The 19,377-nt window shown below is 76.5% G+C and carries 21 protein-coding genes; 6 read left to right on the top strand and 15 right to left on the bottom strand.

Going from position 1 to position 19,377, the window contains the following annotated elements; all coding sequences use genetic code 11:
• Positions 1-13: 13 nt before the first annotated feature.
• From rpmF to DQ238_RS05570, 7 genes are all read right to left on the bottom strand, one after another.
• Entirely contained in the window at positions 14-193 is a 180-nt protein-coding gene (gene rpmF / locus DQ238_RS05600; RefSeq protein ID WP_113780297.1) for a 50S ribosomal protein L32, read from the bottom strand.
• 2 nt (positions 194-195) lie between these two features.
• Positions 196-744, bottom strand: a complete 549-nt coding sequence (locus tag DQ238_RS05595; protein ID WP_233495736.1) for a DUF177 domain-containing protein — start codon at positions 742-744, stop codon at positions 196-198.
• 302 nt (positions 745-1,046) lie between these two features.
• Positions 1,047-1,736, bottom strand: a complete 690-nt coding sequence (locus DQ238_RS05590; protein ID WP_113780295.1) for a hypothetical protein — start codon at positions 1,734-1,736, stop codon at positions 1,047-1,049.
• Positions 1,733-2,215 (bottom strand): pantetheine-phosphate adenylyltransferase, encoded by a 483-nt coding sequence (gene coaD, locus DQ238_RS05585; RefSeq protein WP_113780294.1) that lies wholly within the window; start codon positions 2,213-2,215, stop codon positions 1,733-1,735. The genes DQ238_RS05590 and coaD overlap by 4 nt, the downstream gene beginning before the upstream one ends.
• Positions 2,212-2,766, bottom strand: a complete 555-nt coding sequence (rsmD, locus tag DQ238_RS05580) for a 16S rRNA (guanine(966)-N(2))-methyltransferase RsmD (RefSeq protein ID WP_113780293.1) — start codon at positions 2,764-2,766, stop codon at positions 2,212-2,214. The genes coaD and rsmD overlap by 4 nt, the downstream gene beginning before the upstream one ends.
• Before the next feature lie 112 nt (positions 2,767-2,878).
• On the bottom strand, positions 2,879-5,071 hold the full coding sequence (recG, locus tag DQ238_RS05575) for an ATP-dependent DNA helicase RecG (RefSeq protein ID WP_113780292.1): 2,193 nt from the start codon (positions 5,069-5,071) through the stop codon (positions 2,879-2,881).
• Entirely contained in the window at positions 5,071-6,690 is a 1,620-nt protein-coding gene (locus tag DQ238_RS05570) for a DAK2 domain-containing protein (protein WP_113780396.1), read from the bottom strand. The genes recG and DQ238_RS05570 overlap by 1 nt, the downstream gene beginning before the upstream one ends.
• A gap of 174 nt (positions 6,691-6,864) precedes the next feature.
• On the opposite strand from DQ238_RS05570, the gene rpmB reads away from it, so the two are divergent.
• A complete protein-coding gene (rpmB, locus tag DQ238_RS05565; protein ID WP_073421792.1) occupies positions 6,865-7,056 on the top strand; it encodes a 50S ribosomal protein L28 in 192 nt (63 codons plus the stop codon).
• Positions 7,057-7,205: 149 nt separating this feature from the next.
• Here rpmB and DQ238_RS05560 read toward each other — a convergent pair whose 3' ends face one another.
• The 3 genes from DQ238_RS05560 to DQ238_RS05550 are packed head-to-tail and all read right to left on the bottom strand — an operon-like array spanning position 7,206 to position 9,368.
• Positions 7,206-7,835, bottom strand: coding sequence for an AAA family ATPase (locus DQ238_RS05560; RefSeq protein ID WP_113780291.1), 630 nt, complete (start codon positions 7,833-7,835; stop codon positions 7,206-7,208).
• Positions 7,823-8,344: a GNAT family N-acetyltransferase gene (locus tag DQ238_RS05555; RefSeq protein ID WP_113780290.1), complete on the bottom strand. Its 522-nt coding sequence runs from the start codon at positions 8,342-8,344 to the stop codon at positions 7,823-7,825. The genes DQ238_RS05560 and DQ238_RS05555 overlap by 13 nt, the downstream gene beginning before the upstream one ends.
• The gene (locus tag DQ238_RS05550; RefSeq protein ID WP_233495735.1) at positions 8,328-9,368 is read right to left on the bottom strand and encodes a thiamine-phosphate kinase; all 1,041 of its coding nucleotides are present in this window, start codon (positions 9,366-9,368) and stop codon (positions 8,328-8,330) included. Before DQ238_RS05550 ends, DQ238_RS05555 begins: the two co-directional genes overlap by 17 nt.
• A gap of 92 nt (positions 9,369-9,460) precedes the next feature.
• On the opposite strand from DQ238_RS05550, the gene DQ238_RS05545 reads away from it, so the two are divergent.
• Positions 9,461-9,694 (top strand): Lrp/AsnC ligand binding domain-containing protein, encoded by a 234-nt coding sequence (locus DQ238_RS05545; RefSeq protein WP_113780289.1) that lies wholly within the window; start codon positions 9,461-9,463, stop codon positions 9,692-9,694.
• Between the two features lie 143 nt (positions 9,695-9,837).
• On the top strand, positions 9,838-10,344 hold the full coding sequence (locus DQ238_RS05540) for a DUF3515 domain-containing protein (RefSeq protein WP_233495734.1): 507 nt from the start codon (positions 9,838-9,840) through the stop codon (positions 10,342-10,344).
• Between the two features lie 80 nt (positions 10,345-10,424).
• Here the strand turns inward: DQ238_RS05540 and DQ238_RS05535 are convergent, their stop codons facing one another.
• From DQ238_RS05535 to DQ238_RS05515, 5 genes are all read right to left on the bottom strand, one after another.
• Entirely contained in the window at positions 10,425-11,060 is a 636-nt protein-coding gene (locus DQ238_RS05535; protein ID WP_233495733.1) for a hypothetical protein, read from the bottom strand.
• 8 nt (positions 11,061-11,068) lie between these two features.
• Positions 11,069-12,217, bottom strand: a complete 1,149-nt coding sequence (locus DQ238_RS05530; protein WP_113780394.1) for a D-alanine--D-alanine ligase family protein — start codon at positions 12,215-12,217, stop codon at positions 11,069-11,071.
• Positions 12,218-12,280: 63 nt separating this feature from the next.
• The gene (locus tag DQ238_RS05525) at positions 12,281-13,456 is read right to left on the bottom strand and encodes a cystathionine gamma-lyase (RefSeq protein ID WP_113780393.1); all 1,176 of its coding nucleotides are present in this window, start codon (positions 13,454-13,456) and stop codon (positions 12,281-12,283) included.
• A 26-nt stretch (positions 13,457-13,482) separates the two neighbouring features.
• Positions 13,483-14,511, bottom strand: a complete 1,029-nt coding sequence (locus tag DQ238_RS05520; protein WP_233495732.1) for an NAD(P)H-dependent glycerol-3-phosphate dehydrogenase — start codon at positions 14,509-14,511, stop codon at positions 13,483-13,485.
• 55 nt (positions 14,512-14,566) lie between these two features.
• The gene (locus DQ238_RS05515; protein WP_113780286.1) at positions 14,567-15,382 is read right to left on the bottom strand and encodes a 1-acyl-sn-glycerol-3-phosphate acyltransferase; all 816 of its coding nucleotides are present in this window, start codon (positions 15,380-15,382) and stop codon (positions 14,567-14,569) included.
• A gap of 171 nt (positions 15,383-15,553) precedes the next feature.
• On the opposite strand from DQ238_RS05515, the gene cofC reads away from it, so the two are divergent.
• Genes cofC through DQ238_RS05500 form a run of 3 tightly spaced genes read left to right on the top strand, consistent with a single transcriptional unit; the run spans position 15,554 to position 19,278 of the window.
• Positions 15,554-16,252, top strand: a complete 699-nt coding sequence (gene cofC, locus DQ238_RS05510) for a 2-phospho-L-lactate guanylyltransferase (RefSeq protein ID WP_233495731.1) — start codon at positions 15,554-15,556, stop codon at positions 16,250-16,252.
• Between the two features lie 4 nt (positions 16,253-16,256).
• Positions 16,257-18,332 (top strand): RNA degradosome polyphosphate kinase, encoded by a 2,076-nt coding sequence (locus DQ238_RS05505; RefSeq protein WP_113780284.1) that lies wholly within the window; start codon positions 16,257-16,259, stop codon positions 18,330-18,332.
• Positions 18,316-19,278, top strand: a complete 963-nt coding sequence (locus DQ238_RS05500) for an NUDIX hydrolase (protein ID WP_233495730.1) — start codon at positions 18,316-18,318, stop codon at positions 19,276-19,278. The genes DQ238_RS05505 and DQ238_RS05500 overlap by 17 nt, the downstream gene beginning before the upstream one ends.
• Positions 19,279-19,377 lie beyond the last annotated feature (99 nt).

The raw sequence follows: 19,377 nt of genomic DNA, 5'->3' as shown, positions 1-19,377 counted from the left end.
CGACTCGTCGGGGTCAGACCGACAGGACCTGACGGCCCGCGTACTGGCCGCAGTTCGGGCACGCCTGGTGCGGCGGCTTCGGCTGGCCGCAGGCCCGGTTCGGGCACGGCGCCAGGGTCGGCGCGGTGGCCTTCCACTGCGCGCGCCGGGCGCGGGTGTTGGCGCGGGACATCTTCCGCTTCGGGACGGCCACGGTCAGTTCTCCTCTGGGTCGTCCGCACCGGGGGTGCCCGGTGCGGAGGTGAAACGGCCGGCGAGCCCGGCCCAGCGCGGGTCGAGCACCTCGTGGGTGTGGTCGGCGGGCAGGTCGTCGAGACGCTGCCCGCAGTCGACGCACAGCCCGGCGCAGTCCTCGGTGCAGGTCGGCGCCAGTGGCAGGCTCAGGACGACGAGGTCGCGGACCATCGGCTCGAGGTCGATGTGGTCGCCCTCGACGGAGCGGACCTCGTCCTCCTCGCTGGTGGCCTCCGTGGTGCTGCCCTCGTAGGCGAACAGCTCCTGGACGTCGAGCTCCAGGGTGTCCTCGACCGGGTCGAGGCAGCGGGCGCACGAGCCGACGACGGGGACGTCGACGTCACCCGAGACGAGCACGCCCTCCATGACCGACTCCAGCCGTAGACGTATGTGGACCTCGGCGCCCTCGGGGACGCCGATCAGCTCGACATTCCAGCCGGGGGGCGCCGGTAGCGTCCGCTCCAGCTCCCGCAGCGAGCCGGCCCGCCGGCCGAGCTCCCGCAGGTCCACGAGCCAGGGGTTGGCAGCAGGGCGCCGGGCCTCGGAGGACGCGGCGCCTGGGCGGGGCGGCGGTGCGGCAGACATGTCAGTACTCGCGGTAGGCAGTCGGGAAGGTGGCCGGCCGGGGTGCGGGGACGTCCGGCGGCCGGACCATGTCCTCAGACTACCCGATGCCGGGGCAGGACCCGTCCGGCCCGGAGGAGCCCCCTCCACGGTCCCCTCGGCCCCCTGCAGGGTCCCGCGGCGAGCCTGCGAGCCGTGGGGGGCAGGGGGTCCTTCTCCGAGGCGTGGGGGGAAGGGTGGTCCTTCTGTTACTCGCGGAGGGCGGTGCGGGCCTTGTCCACCGAGCGCAGCATCCGCTCCAGCGTGGTGCCGAAGTCGGCCAGCCGCGTGTCGACGTAGTCGTCGACCTCGGCCCGCATGCGGGCGACGTCCGCGGCGGTCTGCGCGCCGAGCTCGTCGGCCCGGGTGACGGCGCTGCGGTAGACCTCGGCCTCGCCGACCAGCTGCTCGTGCTCGGCCTCGGCGGCCGCCAGCAGCTCGGCCTGCTGGGCCCGGGCGTCGGCGAGCAGCGCCTCGTGGTGGCGGCGGGCCTCCTCGACGATCTGCTCGGCCTCCTCCTCGGCCCGGGCGAGCAGGTCCTCGGCCTCGGCCTGCGCGCGGGCCAGCAGGTCGTCGCGCTGGCGGCGGGCGGTGCCGAGGATCTCCTCGCGCTGCCGCCGGGCCGCGCCGACGACCTGCTCGGTCTCGCTGCGGGTGCGGCCGGTCAGCCGCTCGGCCTCGGCCTGGGCCTGCTGCAGGATCTCGGTGCGCTGCTCGACGATCGCGCCGGCCTTGTGCACCTCCTCCGGGAGGTTCTCCCGCAGGTCGTCGAGCAGGTCGAGCAGGACGTCGCGGGGCACCATGCACGAGCCGCCGGACATGGGCACGCTGCGGGCGTTCTCGATGACGGTGCTCAGCTCGTCGACGGTCTCGTAGAGCCGGTAGACGACCTCCGTCATGCGCCCTTCTCCCGGTGCGCCAGCAGCCGCTCCAGCACGGCCTTGGGAACCAGGCTGGACACGTCCCCGCCGAACGTGGCGATCTGCTTGACCAGGCTGGAGGAGAGGTGGCCCACCTGCGGGGCGGTGGGCACGAACAGCGTCTCCACCCCGGCCAGCTCGCGGTTCATCTGGGCCATCTGCAGCTCGTACTCGAAGTCGCTGACCGCGCGCAGGCCCTTGACGACCACCGGGATGTCGTGGGCGCGGCAGTAGTCGACCAGCAGGCCGGAGAAGCTGTCGACGGTGACGGTCGGCAGGTCGGCGACGGCGTCCCGGAGCAGCCCGATGCGCTCCTCGACCGTGAACAGCCCGGCCTTGCCGGGGTTGACCAGGACGGCGACGACCAACTCGTCGTACAGGGCCGCCGCCCGGGTGATGACGTCGACGTGACCGTTCGTCACCGGGTCGAACGACCCGGGGCAGACCGCTCGCCTCACGGACAGCGACCGTACCGGAGCACCGCCTCGCCGTAGCGGCGGTCGCGCAGTCCGCGCAGGGGTGTCGGCCACTCCCAGGGCTCCTCGCGGGCGGAGCGCTCGACCACGACGACGGCGTCCTCGGCCAGCCACTCCCCCGTCACCAGCGCCTCGAGCACGCCGAGGACCTCGGCGACGGGCGTGGCGTAGGGCGGGTCGGCGAGGACGAGGTCGAACCGGGTCGGCGGCCGACCGGCGACGACGGTGGGCACCGACCCGGCGACCACCCGGCCGCCGGGCAGGCCGACCGCGGCGAGGTTGGCCCGCAGCACCGGCAGCACCCGCGGGCCGGACTCGACGAACACGACCTGCGCCGCGCCGCGGGACAGCGCCTCCAGGCCCAGCGCGCCGGAGCCGGCGTAGAGGTCGAGGACGCTGGCGCCCTCGAGGTCCACCATCGTGGCCAGGCTGTTGAACAGCCCCTCGCGGGCGCGGTCGCCGGTGGGCCGCACCCCCGACGGCGGCACCCTGAGCCGCCGTCCCCCGGCCGTGCCCGCGATCAGCCTGGTCACGGCCCCGCCGCGAACGTCGACGGCCCCCTGCAGGGGGCCGGGGTCCTTCTACGAGTGGCGGGGGGCAGGGGGTCCTTCGAGGGGGGCGAGGGGTCCTTCGAGGGGCCCCTTCTCATGCCTTCTCCAGGTACTCCGCGCGCTCGTCGGTGGCCAGCGCGGCGACCTCCATGGCCAGGCCGGGGTGGTCGGCCAGGCCGCGGTCGGTGGCCAGCAGCGCGCCGGCCTCGGCGCGGGCCTCGGCGATGAGCTCCTCGTCCTCCAGCAGCGACAGCAGCCGGATGCCGGAGCGGCGGCCGGACTGGGCGGCGCCGAGCACGTCGCCCTCGCGCCGGGTCTCGAGGTCGAGACGGGCCAGCGCGAAGCCGTCGGAGGTGGCGGCGACGGCGGCCAGCCGCTGCCCGGTGGCCGAGGCGGTGGGGGCCTCGGAGACCAGCAGGCACAGGCCCTGGTGGACCCCCCGGGCGACCCGGCCGCGCAGCTGGTGCAGCTGGCTGACGCCGAAGCGGTCGGCGTCCATGACCACCATCACCGTGGCGTTGGGGACGTCCACGCCGACCTCGACGACGGTGGTGGCCACCAGGACGTCGACCTCGCCGGCGGCGAAGGCCCGCATGGTCGCCTCCTTGGTCTCCGGGGTCAGCCGGCCGTGCAGCACCTCCAGGCGCAGGCCGGCCAGCGGCCCCTCGCGCAGCCCCTCGGCGACGCCGAGCACGGCCAGCGGCGGACGACGCTCGGTGGCGAGGTCGAACAGCGCGTCGTCGGGGGCGCCGTCGGCGTCGTCGGGCTCCTCCTCGGTGCCGGCGTCCTCACCGATGCGCGGGCAGACGACGTAGGCCTGCCGGCCGGCGGCGACCTCCTCGCGCACCCGCGCCCAGGCCCGCTCCAGCCAGGACGGCTTCTCCCGCGCCGGGACCACCGAGCTGGCCACGCCGCCGCGCCCACCGGGCAGCTGGCGCAGCGTGGAGGTCTCCAGGTCGCCGTAGACGGTCATCGCGACCGTCCGGGGGATGGGGGTCGCGGTCATGACCAGCACGTGCGGCGGCCGGTCGCCCTTGGCCCGCAGCGCGTCGCGCTGCTCCACGCCGAAGCGGTGCTGCTCGTCGACGACGACCAGGCCGAGGTCGGCGAAGTCCACGCCCTCCTGCAACAGCGCGTGGGTGCCCACGACGAGGCCGGCGCTGCCGTCGGCCACCGCGGCGCGGCCCTCGCGGCGGGCGACGGCCTTCTGCGAGCCGGTGAGCAGCACGACCTTCGTCCCGACCGGGTCGCCGTCCAGCTCGCCGGCCCGGCCGAGCGGGCCGAGCATCGCCGCGATGCTGCGCGCGTGCTGCGCGGCGAGCACCTCGGTGGGGGCGAGCAGCGCGGCCTGGCCGCCGGCGTCGACGACCTGGGCCATGGCGCGCAGCGCCACGACCGTCTTGCCCGAGCCGACCTCGCCCTGCAGCAGCCGGTGCATCGGCTGCTCGCGGGCCAGCTCGGCGGCCAGCTCCTCGCCCACCGCGCGCTGGCCCTCGGTGAGCGCGAAGGGCAGCGCGGCGTCGACGGCGTCGAGCAGCCCGCCGGGGCGCCGCGGCCGGGCCACCCCGGGCTCGAGCGCGGCCGCGCGCCGGCGGGCGGCGAGGGTCAGCTGCAGGGTGAGCGCCTCGTCCCACTTGAGCCGGTGCTCGGCGCGCTCGACGTCGGCGGGCGAGGTGGGCCGGTGGATGTCGAGCAGCGCGGCCGGGAGGCTGAGCAGCCCGTGCCGGGCGCGGATCTCCTCGGGCAGCGGGTCGTCGACGAAGCCGAAGCCGCCGGAGGCGTCGAGCAGCAGCCGCACCGAGCGCTGGATCACCCAGCTGGAGACGTCCTTGCTGGCCGGGTAGAGCGGGATGAGCGCTCGCGCCCAGTCCTCGTCGTCGTCCCCGGTGAGCAGGTGGCAGTCGGGGTGGGTGAACTGGAGCCTGCGGCGGTACTCGCTGACCGTGCCGGCGAACAGCCCCCACGCGCCGGGGACCAGCCGGGCGTGCCGGTGGTTGAAGAAGACCAGTTTCATCGTGCTGGCGCCGTCGCCCACGGTGACCTCGGTGAGCGTGCCGGGGCGGTTGCGCATCTTGCGGCTGTCCACCGAGCGGACCTGGGCGAGGACGGTGACCCGGTCGCCGACCTGGAGGTCCTCCAGCTTGGTCACCTCGCCTCGGCGGGCGTAGCGGCGCGGGTAGTGGCGCAGCAGGTCGCGGACGGTGTGCAGGGACAGCTGCTCGGCCATCGCCTTCGCCGTCTTGGCGCCGAGCACCCGGTCGAGGCGGGTCGTGGTCTCGACCGGCATCACTCCACCCCCACCTGCAGCGGGATGCCGCCCGGTCCGTCGTCGTAGCGCGCGACCTCGACCGTCGGGTGCGCGGTGGCCAGGTGGGCGCAGACGGCGTCGCCGAGGGCGGCGTCCGGACCGACGACCAGGGTGACCAGCTCGCCGCCGGCCGACAGCATCCGGTCGAGCAGCTCGCCGGCGACGGCGGCCGGCTCGCGGCCGATGAGCACGACGTCCCCCTCCGCCGAGCCGAGGACGTCGCCGGGCCGGCAGCGGCCGGCGGTGGTCAGCGCCTCCTGCTCGGCGACGGTGAGCTCCGCCCAGCGGGTCGCCGCGGCGGCCTCGGCCATGCTGACCACGTCGTCGCCGAAGCGCCGGGTGGGGTCGGCGACGGCGAGGGCGGCCAGGCCCTGGACCGGGCAGCGGGTGGGCACCACGACCACGTCGCGCCCCTCCTCCCGGGCCCGCTCGGCGGCGCGGGAGGCCGGGGCGGTGAGGGCCGGGTCGTTGGGCAGGACGACGACCTCGGCGGCGCCCGACCCGAGGACGGCGGCCAGCACGTCGTCCTCGCCGACGTCGTCCGGACCGCCGGGGACCACGCGGGCGCTCTCCCCGGTGAACAGCGCGGCGAGCCCGTCACCGGGGACGATCGCCACCACCGCCCGCGCGCCGGGCGTCGGCGCCGGCGGCCGGACGGGGGCCAGCGGGGTCACCGAGATGCGGTACGGGCGGCCGGCCTCGATGCCGGCCTCGATCGCGGCACCCACGTCGGAGACGTGCACGTGCACGTTCCACTCCCGGCCGGTGGGGGTGTCGGCACCGACCACCACCAGGCTGTCGCCCAGCGCGGCCAGCCGCTCGTGCAGCCGGGCGACGGCCGCCTCGTCGCTGTCGGTCAGCAGGAACTGGACCTCGCTGCCCGGGCCGGCGGGCGGCTGGGAGGGCAGGTCGCGGTCGGGGTCGTGGCCGCGTCTCGGCCCGCCCACCCGCCCGCGGGCCAGCGACGGGCGGGCCGGCTCGACGCCGGTCACCGTCGTCACCAGCGCGTCGAGGACCAGGCAGAGCCCGGCGCCCCCGGCGTCGACCACCCCGGCGTCGCGGAGGACGGCCAGCTGCCCCGGGGTCGCCTCGAGCGCGGTCCGGGCGCCGTCGGCAGCGGCCCGGACGACGTCGGCCAGCGGGGTGCGCTCCGCGGCGACCGCGGCGACGGCGGCCTCGGCGCCGCCCCGGGCGACGGTGAGGAAGGTCCCCTCCTCGGGGTCGGCGACGGCGGCGTAGGCGGTGTCGGCGGCCTTCTGCAGCGCGGCCGCGAAGGCCGGGCCGTCGGCGGGGGGGACGTCGGCGAGCTGGTCGGCCAACCCGCGCAGGAGCTGGGCGAGGATCGTGCCGGAGTTGCCGCGGGCGCCGAGCACCGCGCCGCGGGCCAGCACCGCCCAGGCCGGCTCGGCGGCGCCCTCCCCCGACTCCTCGAGCGCGGCCAGGGCCGCCTGCGCGGTGGCCAGCAGGTTGGTGCCGGTGTCGCCGTCGGGGACGGGGAAGACGTTGAGGTCGTCGAGGCGGCCGCGGCCCTCGGACAGGCCGGCGACCGCGGCCCGGCACCACTGGCCGACCGCGGCGTCGTCGAGCGCCGACAGCACGGGTGCGAGGGTATCCAGGCCGACCGACACCGCCGGGTGCGCGACCGGCCGCTGTCTGGCGTCCCCGGCCTCGGCGACGGCGACGTCGGGCAGCGGTTAGACTCACAGACGATCTGTGTGCGGGTGCGTCGGCGCCCCGCCTCGAGTCGACGATTCTCCTGGGAGTGATCCGCCGTGGCTGCCGTGTGCGATGTCTGTGGCAAGGGGCCCGGTTTCGGTATGTCGGTGTCGCACTCGCACCGTCGCACGCCGCGCCGGTGGAACCCGAACATCCAGTCCGTGCGGGCGTTGGTCGCCCCCGGCAACCGCAAGCGGATCAACGCCTGCACCTCGTGCATCCGCGCCGGCAAGGTCGTCCGCGCCTGAGAAAGGACCCCCTCCTCCCCACCCCTCGCACGCTCGGGGCGGTGCCCCGGGACGGAGCCGACCGCTTCGCGGAGCCCGCAGGTCCCCCGACCTGCGGGCTCCGCCGCGTTCCCGGACGACGACGGGCACCCGACCCGGTGGTGGCGTGGTCAGACCGACCCGATGCCGCGGGCACGGGCGGCGCTCACCACGAGGTCGACCACCGTCCCCAGCGGCAGGGCGGTGCTGTCGACGACCAGGTGGTAGGCGCCGGCCGCGGACGGGTCGCGGCGGTAGAAGTGCCGCACGTAGGCCCCGCGGGCGGTGTCGTTGGCCGCCATCTCCTGCCGCACCTCCTCGCGCGGCCGCCCGGTGCGCGCCACGGCCGCCTCCAGCCGCCGCTCCGGCGGGCCGTCCAGCCGGACGTGCAGCGTCCCGGGGCGGTCGCCGAGGACCAGCGCGGCGGCCCGACCGAGCAGCACCCCGCCCGGGCCGTCGGCGATCTCGCGGACGACCCGCTCGGTCTGCTGGCGGAAGGCCCGCTCGTCCGGCGGGAGGGCCACGGGCACCACGCCGCCCCCCGGGTCGGGCACGGCGCCCAGCGAGGTGATCAGGCGCCACAGTCCGCGGGCGACCGTCTCGTCGTTCGCCTCGGCCTCGGCCAGCGGGACGCCGAGCCGGCCGGCCACCTCGGCCGGGATGGCGCGGTCGTGGAAGGCCAGGCCGAGCCGCTCGGCGACGGCCCGGCCCACCTCCGCTCCGCCGGCCCCGTACGCGGCCGAGACGGTCACGACGCCCACGGCGGGTCCTCCCGGGCCGCCAGCTCCCGGCCCAGGAAGACCGCGCCGGGCGAGTCGGCGTAGACGCCGTACCCGGGCACCGGTGCGTAGCCGAGGGCCGCGTAGAGCCCCAGCGCCTCGGGCTGCCGGGGACCGGAGTTGAGCACGACGGCCCGGTGGCCGGCCGCGGCCGCGCTGTCCTCCAGGGCCGCCATGAGCAGCTGGGCCAGGCCGCGCCGCCGGAACGCCGGTTCGACATAGACCCGCTTGACCTCGGCCACACCGGGCGCGTGCGCCCGCCACGCCCCGCAGCCGGCCGGGACGCCGTCCACGCAGGCGACGAGGAACAGCCCGGCGGGCGGCTCGAACTCGCCGGGGTCGACGACCGCCTCGTCGGGCCCGCCGTACCGGGTCACGTACTCCTGCTGCACACGGGCCACCAGCCGGCGGGCCACCGGGTCGTCGTAGGACACCGCGCGCAGGGTGACCGGGCGGCCGTCGGTCAGCACCGCCTCACCGGAAGTGCACATGGCCGGTCCCCTCCGCTCCGACGGCGGCGGCGGCGGCCTCCGCCGGCTCGCCGTCCACCAGCACGCCCGGGCCGGCGGTCGCCGCGCGGACCGTGCCGACCGCCGTCCAGCCCGCCGGCAGGTCGGTGCCGGCGGGGAAGGTGGCGAGCAGGGCGTGGTCCTCCCCGCCGGTGAGCACCCAGGCCATCGGGTCGCCGCCCAGGGCGGCGGCCACCTGCTGCAGCGGCCCGGGCTGCTCCAGCGTGGCCCGCACCAGCGCGGCCCGGTCGACGTCGAGGACGACGCCGCTCTCCGCCGCGATGTGCCCGGCATCGGCGAGCAGCCCGTCGCTGACGTCGCACATCGCCGTGGCCCCCGCGTCGGCCGCCGCCGGCCCGGCCGCGTAGGGCGGGGTGGGACGGCGGTGCGCGGCCACCGCCGCCAGCGGGCCGGGGAACCCGCGCCGGAGCACGGCCAGGCCGCAGGCCGACCAGCCGAGCCGGCCGGCCAGGGCCAGCACGTCGCCGGGCCGCGCCCCCGACCGCAGCACCGGGGCCCGCCCGCCGAGGTCGCCGAGCGCGGTCACCGACAGGACGACGGCGCCGCTGTCGGGTGCGCAGGCCACGGTGTCCCCGCCGACGACGGCCGCCCCGAGCGGCGCGCACTCCTCCGCCAGCCCGGCGGCCACCCCCTCCAGCCACGCGGTCGGGGTGTCCGGCGGGCAGGCCAGCCCGACCAGCAGCGCCGTCGCCACCCCGCCCATCGCGGTGACGTCGGCGAGGTTGGCCGCCGCCGCCTTGTGCCCGACGTCCTCGGCCGACGACCAGTCGCGCCGGAAGTGGCGGCCCTCCACCAGGACGTCGGTGGTCGCCACCACCCGGCCGTCGGGCGCGCGCAGCACCGCCGCGTCGTCCCCCGCGCCCACCTCGGCGACCCGCGCCGTACCCGACCGGGCCAGCACCCGGGCGATCACCCCGAACTCGCCGACGACCCGCACGCTGTCGGCGGGGTCCTCCCGGGGCAGCAGCGGACGGGGACGGGTCACCGGTTCCTCCGCACTGCTGCTGTAGGTTGCCCAACTGTCCGCTCGCTCGTGCGGACGCCGCACCGGCCGCGCTGCCCGAGGAGAGGTCTCCCGTGGTCCACGCCTACATCCTCATCCAGACCGAAGTCGGCAAGGCCGCCCAGGTGGCCTCGACGATCAGCCAGATCTCCGGCGTGTCCAAGGCCGAGGACGTCACGGGTCCCTACGACGTGATCGTGCGCGCGGAGGCGGAGACCGTCGACGAGCTGGGCCGCCTGGTCGTCGCCCGCGTGCAGTCGGTCGACGGCATCACCCGCACCCTGACCTGCCCCGTCGTCAACATCTGAGTGCCCTGACCGAGACCCCTCCCGGGGCCGACCCCGCCGGGCCGGCACCCGAGGGTCCGCCGCCCGCGCCGCCGTCCCGGCCCGACGACCCCCTGCGCCGCGTCGCGCTGGTCGTCGCCGCCGTCGTCCTGCCGCTGGTCGTCGTGCTGGTCGTCCTCGTCCGCGTCCTCGGTGGGGACGAATCCGGCGGCTCCGGCGACTCCGCTGCCGCCGAGGTCGAGGGCACCTCCACGCCCGGTCGGGCCGACCTCCCCCCGCTGCCCGTGCAGGTGCCGCCGGTGACCCCGGAGGCCGACGCCTCCTGCCCGGCGCTGATGAGCGCGCTGCCCCTGGAGCTGACCGGCGAGCAGTCCCGCCCGGTGCAGTCGGACTCCCCGTTCGCCTACGCCTGGGGCGAGCCGCCGGTCGTGCTCGTCTGCGGCGTCGACCGCCCGGCCGGCCTGGAGCCGACGTCGCCGCTGATCCAGATCAACGGGGTGCAGTGGTTCGTCGACACCGGCGACCCCGACGTCGTCGTGTGGACCGCCGTCGACCGGCCGGTCTACGTGCAGGTCACCGTCTCCGCCGACACCGACAGCGCACCGGTGACCGCCCTGGGCCCGGTGGTCGCCGGCGCCCTCCCCGCCCGGCCGGTGCAGGCCGACGGCTGAGCCAGGCCGTCAGGACGGCGCCCACCGTCCTGACCCCGCGCCGCCGGCTGCCCGTGCTGCGGTGCTCCCGCGGCCGGCCGTCAGGACGGCGGCAGGCGCTCGAGCTGGGCCGCGACGACGGCGTGCACCTCGTCGGTGGCCGCCTGCACCGAGCCGGCGACGGCGGTCACCGCCACGCTGAACACCCCGTGCGCGCACCAGGAGAACGCCGCGGGCCCGGCCAGGCCGGACGAGGGGTGCCCGGCGTCCAGGGTGAGCAGCCGGCAACCGCCGGGCAGGTGCGGCGGGTCGTCGCGCAGCACGCCGCCGTAGGCCTCGGCGTCGTTGCGGGCGAGGTCCTCGGTGAACGCCGCCGCTCCGTCCCGGGTCGCGAACTGGTGGATGAACACGCTGGTCAGCGGGCCGGAGCCGGAGCCCCAGTAGCGCTCCCAGCCGTACCGGTAGCCGTAGTCCTCGAGCACCGCGCGCTCCCGGTCGGGGTCGTCGGCGTACCCGGCCACGTCCTGGACCGTCTTCTCCCCCGCCGGCGGGGAGAGGTCCCGGTCCGGCACCCGCGGCAGCCCGGAGGGCACCCCGGGCACGACCAGCTCCTCGAGCGCGCCGGGCGTGGCCGGCGTCGGGACGGCGGGTGTCGCGGTCGCCGCCCCCTCGACCGCCGTCGCGCAGCCGGCCAGCAGTCCCAGCAGCAGCGCCAGCCCGCCCAGGCGGACGGGCACCGGCGGGGTCACGTCCGCGTGCCGTCCAGCGCGGGCTGCGCCGCGGGGCGGGTCTCCTCCAGCGCGACCGCGACCAGCCGGTCCACCAGCTGGGCGAAGTCCACGCCGGTCGCCGCCCACATCCGCGGGTACATCGAGATCGGGGTGAAGCCGGGCATGGTGTTGACCTCGTTGACCACCAGCCGCTCGGCGCCGTCCGGACCCGCGCCGAGGAAGAAGTCCACCCGCGCCAGGCCGCGGCAGTCCAGGGCCAGGTACGCGCGGCAGGCGGCCTGCTGCACCACCCGGGTCTGCTCGGGGGTGAGGTGGGCGGGGACGTCGAACTCGGCGGCGTCCTCCAGGTACTTGGCCGCGAAGTCGTACCACTCGGTGCCCGGGCGCAGCCGGATCTCGGCCGGCCGGCTGGCCTCCGGCAGTCCGCCGCCGGGCCGGGCCAGCACGCCGCACTCGATCTCCCGGCCCGGGACGGCGGCCTCCACGACCACCTTGGGGTCCACCGCGGCCGCCACGGCCACGGCGTCGGGGAACTGCGCCCAGTCGGTGACCTTGGTGATCCCGATGCTCGACCCGGCCCGCGCGGGCTTGACGAACACCGGCAGGCCCAGCCGCTCCCGGGCGGCGGCGTCGAGCGCGTCGGGGTCGGCCGCCACCGCCCCGGAGGCGTCGCGCAGCACCACGTGGTCGCCCTGCGGCAGCCCGGCGGCGGCCAGCAGCTGCTTGGTGTGCTCCTTGTCCATCGACGCCGCGCTGGCGAAGACGCCCGAGCCCACGTAGGGGATGCCGCTCATCTCCAGCAGGCCCTGGATGGTGCCGTCCTCGCCGTAGGCGCCGTGCAGCACGGGGAAGACCACGTCGAGCCCGATCCGCGGCCCGCCGCCGTCCAGGCCGACCAGCCCGCGGCCACCGGGGTCACCGACCAGCGTCACCGCCGTCCCGCCGGTGACCTCGGGCAGCGCGCCGTCGACGATCGCCAGGCGCTGCGCGGGATCGGGCAGCACCCACCGGCCGTCGCGGGTGATGCCGACGGGGACGACGTCGTACCGGTCGGGGTCCAGCGCCGCGAGGACGGCGCCGGCGGAGACGCAGGAGATGGGGTGTTCGGCGCTGCGCCCGCCGAAGACCACCGCGATCCGCACCCTGCCCGCCTGTCCGCTCATCGCGGCCGACACTAGTGGAGCCGGGTCGGGGCCCCGGGCGACGGGCGGGAGCCGACCGGCGGGTCACCGCGCGTCGAGCGCCGCGGCGAGGTCGGCGACGAGGTCGGCGGTGTCCTCGACCCCGCAGGAGAGCCGGACGAAGCCCGGCGGTACGGCGTCCCCACCCCACTGCGCCCGCCGGTCGACGGTGCTGTGCACCCCGCCGAAGCTGGTCGCCGCCGTCCACAGGCGGCTGGCCGCCAGCAGCCGGCGCACCGCCGCCTCGTCGGCCAGCTCGGCGGAGACGACCCCGTTCGGGCGGCGCATCTGCCGCGTGGCCAGGGCGTGGGACGGGTCGCCGGGTCGCCACGGCCAGCGGACGCCGGTGACCGCGGGATGGGCGGCCAGCAGGTCGGCGACGGCCGCGGCGGTGGCCGCCTGGCGGGCCAGCCGCAGGTCCAGGGTGCTCATCGAGCGGTGGCCGAGCCAGGCCTCGAAGGCGCCGGGCGTGCCGCCGGTGTGGTCGCGAAAGGCCTTGATCCGGTCGTACAGCGCGTCGTCGGTGGTGCTCACGTGCCCCAGGAGCAGGTCGCTGTGCCCGGTCAGCGCCTTGGTGTCGCTGCCGATCGTCAGGTCGGCACCGAGCTCCAGGGGCCGCTGGCCCAGCGGGGTGGCGGTGGTGTTGTCGACGGCGAGCACCGCGCCGGCCGCCCGGGTCGCGCGGGCCACGGCGACGACGTCGCAGACGTCCAGCTGCGGGTTGCTGGGCGTCTCCAGCACCACCATCCGGGCGCCCGCCAGGTCGCCGCGGGCGGCGACCGCCGCGATCTCCGGGGTGGGCACGTACTCGACGGCCAGCCCGAAGCGCTCGAGCTCCTCGCGGGCGAGCAGCCGGGTGGTGAAGTAGCCGTCGGCGGGCAGCACCACCCGGTCGCCGGCCCGGACGACGGCCAGCACCGCGGCGCTGACCGCGGCCATGCCGGTCGCGAAGGACAGGCAGCGGCCGCCGTCCAGCTCGCCGACCGCCGTCTCGAAGACCCGCAGCGTGGGGTGCTCGGTGCGGGCGTAGGCGTCGGCGCCGCCGGCGCGGGGCGGGGCGTCGCCGAGGTGGTAGGGGGCGGCGAACACCGGTGAGGGCCGCAGCGGCGCACCCGGTACGGGCGCCGGCTCCCCCGCGCGGACCGACCGGGTGCCGTCGCCCCAGGCCGGTCCGTCGCCCCGGGCCGGTCCGTCGCCTCTGCCCCCGCTCGCCGCGCTCACCCCGGTTCCGTCCTCGGTCGCCCCGCTCACTCGGGCTTCGCTTCCCGGGACATGATCTCCTTGACCATCTGCGCCGCCGGCACCTCCTCGTGGCAGACGCGGACGACGGCCTCGGTGATCGGCATGTCCACCCCGTGCGCCCGCGCCAGGTCCAGCACGGGCCGGCAGCTCTTGACCCCCTCGGCGACCTGCCGGGTGGTCTGCTGCACCTCCTCGAGGGTCATGCCCCGGCCGAGCCGCTCGCCGAAGGTGCGGTTGCGCGACAGCGGCGAGCTGCAGGTGGCCACCAGGTCGCCGAGGCCGGCCAGCCCGGCGAAGGTGGTGGGCTCGGCCCCCAGCGCCGCTCCCAGCCGGGCGGTCTCGGCCAGGCCGCGGGTGATGAGCGAGGCCCGGGTGTTGTCGCCGAAGCCCATGCCCTCGGTGATGCCGCACGCGAGCGCGATGACGTTCTTGACCGCGCCGCCGAGCTCGCAGCCGACCAGGTCGCGGTTGGTGTAGGGCCGGAAGTAGGGGGTGTGGCAGGCGGCCTGGACCTGCGCGGCCCGGCCGTGGTCGGTGCAGGCGACCACGGTCGCCGCCGGCTGCTCCTCGGCGATCTCCCGGGCCAGGTTGGGCCCGGACAGCGCCGCGACCCGCTCGCCCGGGGCGCCGGTGACCTCGCAGATGACCTGGCTCATCCGCTTGGTGCTGCCCAGCTCGATGCCCTTCATCAGCGACAGCAGGACCGCCTCCGCCGGCAGCAGCGCAGCCCACTCGGTGAGGTTGGCGCGCAGCGACTGCGACGGGACGGCGAGGACCACGATCTCGGCACCGGCCAGCGCCTCGGCCGCGTCCTCGGTGGCGCGCAGCCGGTCGGGCAGGCGGATGCCGGGCAGGTAGTCGCGGTTCTCCCGGGTGGCGGTGATCGCGCGGGCCAGTTCGGGGCGGCGGGCGTGCAGGGCCACGGAGCACCCGGCGTCGGCGAGCACCTTGGCGAAGGTGGTGCCCCAGGAGCCGGCGCCGAGGACGGCGGCGTGCGTGCCGTGCCCCGCGCCGGGCAGCGCGAACTCGCTCACGGGCTGCCCACGGCACGGCTCGCGGGCTCGCCCGCGTCCTGCCCACCGCGTGGGATCACGCCGCGCTCCCCGGCAGGTCGCCGGGCAGCGGACGCGCGGGACGCGGGTGGAAGCCCGCCGGCGCCGGCTCCCCGCGCAGCTCGGCCAGCTGGTCGCGCACGGCGGTCATCATGCGGTCGGTGACCTCGCGCAGCAGCTCGGCGGTCAGCGGGCGGCCGGCGCGCACCTGCGCGCGCAGGTCGGCGAGGTCGACCGGCTCGCCGACCAGGTAGTCCGCCGGCGCGCGCAGCCGCGGGTGCAACTGCTTGGTGTGGTAGTCGTGCACCCGCTGCGGCCCCCACTGAGCCACCGGGACGACGACGGCGTCGGTGGCCAGCGCCAGCCGGGCCACCCCGGTGCGCGCCTCCATCGGCCACCAGTCGGGGTCGCGGGTGACCGACCCCTCCGGGTAGATGATGACGACGTTGCCGGCGGCGAGGTCGGCCTCGGCGGCCGCCAGGGAGGTGCGGGCGTCGACGGTGCCCCGGACGACGGGGATCTGCCCGGCGGCCCGCAGGATGCCGCCGACCGGGCCCTTGAAGACCGACGCCTTGGCCAGGAAGTGGGGCACGCGGCCGCAGTCCCAGACCAGCCGGGCGCAGGCCAGCGGGTCGAGGACCGAGACGTGGTTGGCCACCACCAGCACCGGGCCGGTGCGGGGGAGCCGCTCGGCGTGCCGGTAGCGCAGCCGGAACAGCAGCACGGTGACCGGGTAGACCAGCAGGACGCACAGCAGCAGGGCCGCAGGCAGCGGCCTGCGGGTGCGCCACCGCGACAGCGCCGCCCCGGCGCGGCGCGTCCTCCCGGCGTCCGGGGACCCGTCCTGCGTCACCGGCTCCCTCCCTCCTGCTCGTCCGGCCCCTGCCGGGCCGTGGTGGCCGCGTCCATGATCGGGCCGTGTCCATGATCGGGGCGCGCCGGGTCCATGATCGGGGCGCGCCGGCCGCGGTGGCGTACCGGGTCCGGCGTCCGCACCGCCCGCCCGGGGTGGTGTGCTGACATTGTGACCGTGCGTGCGTGGTCGGTCGTGGTCCCGGCGAAGCGGTTGCCGGTGGCCAAGACCCGCCTGACCCCCCTCACCGACGCGCTCGGCGGGCCGCCGGGGATCGCGCACGCCCGGCTGGTGCTGGCCCTGCTGGCCGACACGGTCGCCGCCGCGTTGGCCTCCTCCGCGGTCGCCGACGTCCTGGTGGTGACCGACGACCCCGCGGCCGGGGCGGTCGTCACCGGCCTCGGTGCCCGCACGGTGCCCGACGAGCCCGACCGCGGGCTGAACCCGGCGCTGGCCCACGGTGCCCGCGCCACCGGCAGCGCCGCTGTCGCGGCGCTGTCCTCCGACCTCCCGGCGCTGCGCCCGGAGGAGCTGACCGACGCCCTGGCCGCCGCCGAGGCGCGGGTGGGTGGGGGACGCGGTCGGTGCTTCGTCGCCGACGCGCAGGGCACCGGGACGACGCTGCTCACCGCGGCCGGCACCGACCTCGCCCCCGCCTTCGGTGCCGGGTCGGCCGGGCGGCACCGGGCCGGCGGCGCCGTCCCCCTCACCGGGACCTGGCCGGGCCTGGCCCGCGACGTCGACACCCCCGACGACCTCCGCGCCGCCCTGCGGCTCGGGATCGGCCGGCACACCGCCGCGCTGCTGACCGCGGTCGGCACATCGTCGTCCTCGACGGGATCCGGGGGATCGGCTTCTACGGCACGATGAGCGCGTGGTCTCCACCCGAACCGGCGCTCCCGCCGACCGGTACATCAACCGCGAGCTGTCCTGGCTGGACTTCAACACCCGGGTCCTCGAGCTCGCGGAGGACGACTCGCTGCCGCTGCTGGAACGGGTGAAGTTCCTCGCCATCTTCGCCAGCAACCTCGACGAGTTCTTCATGGTCCGCATCGCCGGCCTCAAGCGGCGGCAGAGCACCGGCCTCACCGTCCGCTCCCCCGACGGGCTGACCATCCGCGAGCAGCTGGCCCGGGTGAGCGAGCGGACCCGCGACCTGGCGCACCGGCACGCCGACGTCTTCACCAAGGACATCACCCCGCGGCTGGAGGAAGCCGGGATCCGGATCGTGCACTGGGACGAGGTCGGGGACGGCGAGGCCGCGCGGCTGCGGGACTACTTCCGCGACCAGGTGTTTCCCGTGCTCACCCCGCTCGCGGTCGACCCCGCGCACCCGTTCCCCTACATCAGCGGGCTGTCGCTGAACCTGGCGGTCCAGGTGCGCGACCCCGACACCGGGGCGCCGCGCTTCGCCCGGCTCAAGGTGCCCAACAACGTGCCGCGGTTCGTGCCCGTAGGAGCGGGCGGGCCGCTCGACACGACCTCCCAGGCGAGGTTCCTGCCGCTCGAGGACCTCATCGCCGCCCACCTGCAGCAGCTGTTCCCCGGGCTCGACGTCATCGACCACCACCTGTTCCGGGTCACCCGCAACGCCGACCTGGAGGTGGAGGAGGACCGCGACGAGGACCTGCTGCAGGCGCTCGAGCGCGAGCTGGCCCGCCGCCGCTTCGGCCCGGCGGTGCGCCTGGAGGTGGCCGAGCCGATGGACCCGCAGGTCCTCCAGGTGCTGGTCTCCGAGCTGGAGGTGGACAAGGAGGACGTCGTCCACGTGCCCGGCCTGTTGGACCTGGCGGCGCTGTGGGCGCTCTACGACCTCGACCGCCCCGAGCTCAAGGACGAGCCGTTCGTGCCGGCCACCCACCCGCGGTTGAGCGAGGGGGAGACGCCCATGAGCGTCTTCGCCACCCTGCGCGAGGGCGACGTGCTGGTGCACCACCCGTACCACTCGTTCGCCACGAGCGTGCAACGGTTCATCGAGCAGGCCGCCGCCGACGCGAACGTGCTGGCGATCAAGCAGACGCTGTACCGCACCTCGGGCGACTCCCCCATCGTCAACGCGCTCATCGACGCGGCGGAGGCCGGCAAGCAGGTCGTCGTCCTCGTCGAGATCAAGGCGCGCTTCGACGAGGAGGCCAACATCAGCTGGGCCCGCTCGCTGGAGCGGGCCGGCTGCCACGTCGTCTACGGGCTGGTGGGCCTGAAGACCCACTGCAAGACGGCGCTGGTGGTGCGCCGGGAGAGCGGCGTCATCCGCCGCTACTGCCACATCGGCACGGGCAACTACAACCCGAAGACCGCCCGTCTCTACGAGGACCTCGGCATCCTCACCGCCGACCCGCGGGTGGGCGCCGACCTGACCGACCTGTTCAACACGCTGACCGGCTACTCGCGGCAGACGACCTACCGCCGGCTGATGGTGGCGCCGCACGGGATCCGCACCGGCCTGGTCGAGAAGATCCACCGGGAGGCGCGGCACGCCCGGGAGGGCCGGCCCTCCGGCATCCGGATCAAGGTGAACTCCCTGGTGGACGAGCAGGTCATCGACGCCCTGTACGAGGCCTCGACGGCGGGCGTCCCGGTGGAGCTGCTCATCCGCGGCATCTGCTCGCTGCGCCCCGGCGTCCCCGGCCTGTCGGAGAACATCCGGGTGCGGTCGATCGTCGGCCGCTTCCTGGAGCACTCGCGGGCGATGTGGTTCGCGGGCGACGGGGACGGCGAGTGGTGGATCGGCAGCGCCGACCTCATGCACCGCAACCTCGACCGCCGGGTCGAGGTGCTGCTGCGGGTCTGCGACGAGACCGCCCAGCGGCAGCTGCAGGCGGTGTTCGACGCGGCGATGGCCCCCGGGGTGCGCTGCTGGGAGCTGGGCGGCGACGCCTGCTGGACGCGCACCGGCGAGCGCGACCACCAGGCCGGGCTGATGGCGGCGGCCGGTGACCAGGTTGGCTGAGCGCGGGCCGGCTGACGAGGGCCACCTGGTCCGCGCCGCCGGCGGCGCCCTGTGGCGCCCCGCGGCCGGCGGCGGTCTCGAGACGGCGCTGGTGCACCGCCCCCGCTACGACGACTGGTCACTGCCCAAGGGCAAGCTCGACACCGACGAGCACGTGCTGACCGCCGCCGTCCGCGAGGTGGTCGAGGAGACCGGGCTGGACGTCGTCGTGGGACGGCGCAGCGTGCGTACCGAGTACGAGGTCGCGGAGGGCACCAAGCGGGTCGACTACTGGCTGATGCGCGTGGTCGGCGGCCGGTTCGCACCCAACGACGAGGTCGACCGGCTGCGTTGGCTGCCGCTGGCGGAGGCGGGCACGCTGGTCAGCCACGAGGCCGACCGGGCGGTGCTGGCCGACCTGGCCCGCACCGACGTCCCCCGCGAGCCGGCGCTGCTGCTGGTGCGGCACGGCCGGGCGGGCAACAAGTCGGAGTGGGACGGCCCCGACGAGCTGCGGCCGCTGGACGGCAAGGGTCGCCGGCAGGCGCACCGGCTGGCCGAGGTGCTGCCGCTGTTCCGGCCGACCGAGCTGCTCACGGCGCGGCGCACCCGCTGCCGGCAGACCGTGGAGCCGCTGGCCGAGCGGCTGGGGCTGACCGTGGCGGACCTGCCCGAGCTCGGCGAGGAGGAGTTCGCGGCCGACCCGCAGGCTGCCCTCGCCGTCGTCGAGCGGCTGCTCTCGGCCCGGCAGGAGCCCGGGGTCACCGTCGTGTGCAGCCAGGGCGGGGCGATCCCGTCGGTGCTGGTGGCCCTGGGGGTCGGCTGGGCCGGTGTCGCCGGGGTCCAGCCGCCGGCGGCCAAGGGCAGCGTGTGGGCCCTCGGCGGGCGGCCGGGTGCACTGGCCGCCGACTACTACCGGGACTTCTCGGCCGACGCCGACGACGCGGCCGTCCTCGGCCCCCGCTGAAGGACCACCCTTCCCCCAGAAGGACCCCGTCCCCCTCACCCCTCGCACGCTCGGGGCGAGCCTCCGGACGGGGCCATCCGACGCTCGGCGCGGGGCCTT

The sequence above is a fragment of the Geodermatophilus sp. TF02-6 genome (genome assembly GCF_003319115.1).
Classification (GTDB): Bacteria; Actinomycetota; Actinomycetes; order Mycobacteriales; family Geodermatophilaceae; genus Geodermatophilus.
This window is presented reverse-complemented; position numbering and strand designations above follow the sequence as displayed.

Bases quoted from the DNA above. Each gene is read 5' to 3' on its own strand.
- DQ238_RS05555 (WP_113780290.1), bottom strand. From the start codon at position 8,344: ATGTGCACTTCCGGTGAGGCGGTGCTGACCGACGGCCGCCCGGTCACC.
- DQ238_RS05590 (WP_113780295.1), bottom strand. From the start codon at position 1,736: ATGACGGAGGTCGTCTACCGGCTCTACGAGACCGTCGACGAGCTGAGC.
- DQ238_RS05530 (WP_113780394.1), bottom strand. From the start codon at position 12,217: ATGAGCGGACAGGCGGGCAGGGTGCGGATCGCGGTGGTCTTCGGCGGG.
- recG (WP_113780292.1), bottom strand. From the start codon at position 5,071: ATGCCGGTCGAGACCACGACCCGCCTCGACCGGGTGCTCGGCGCCAAG.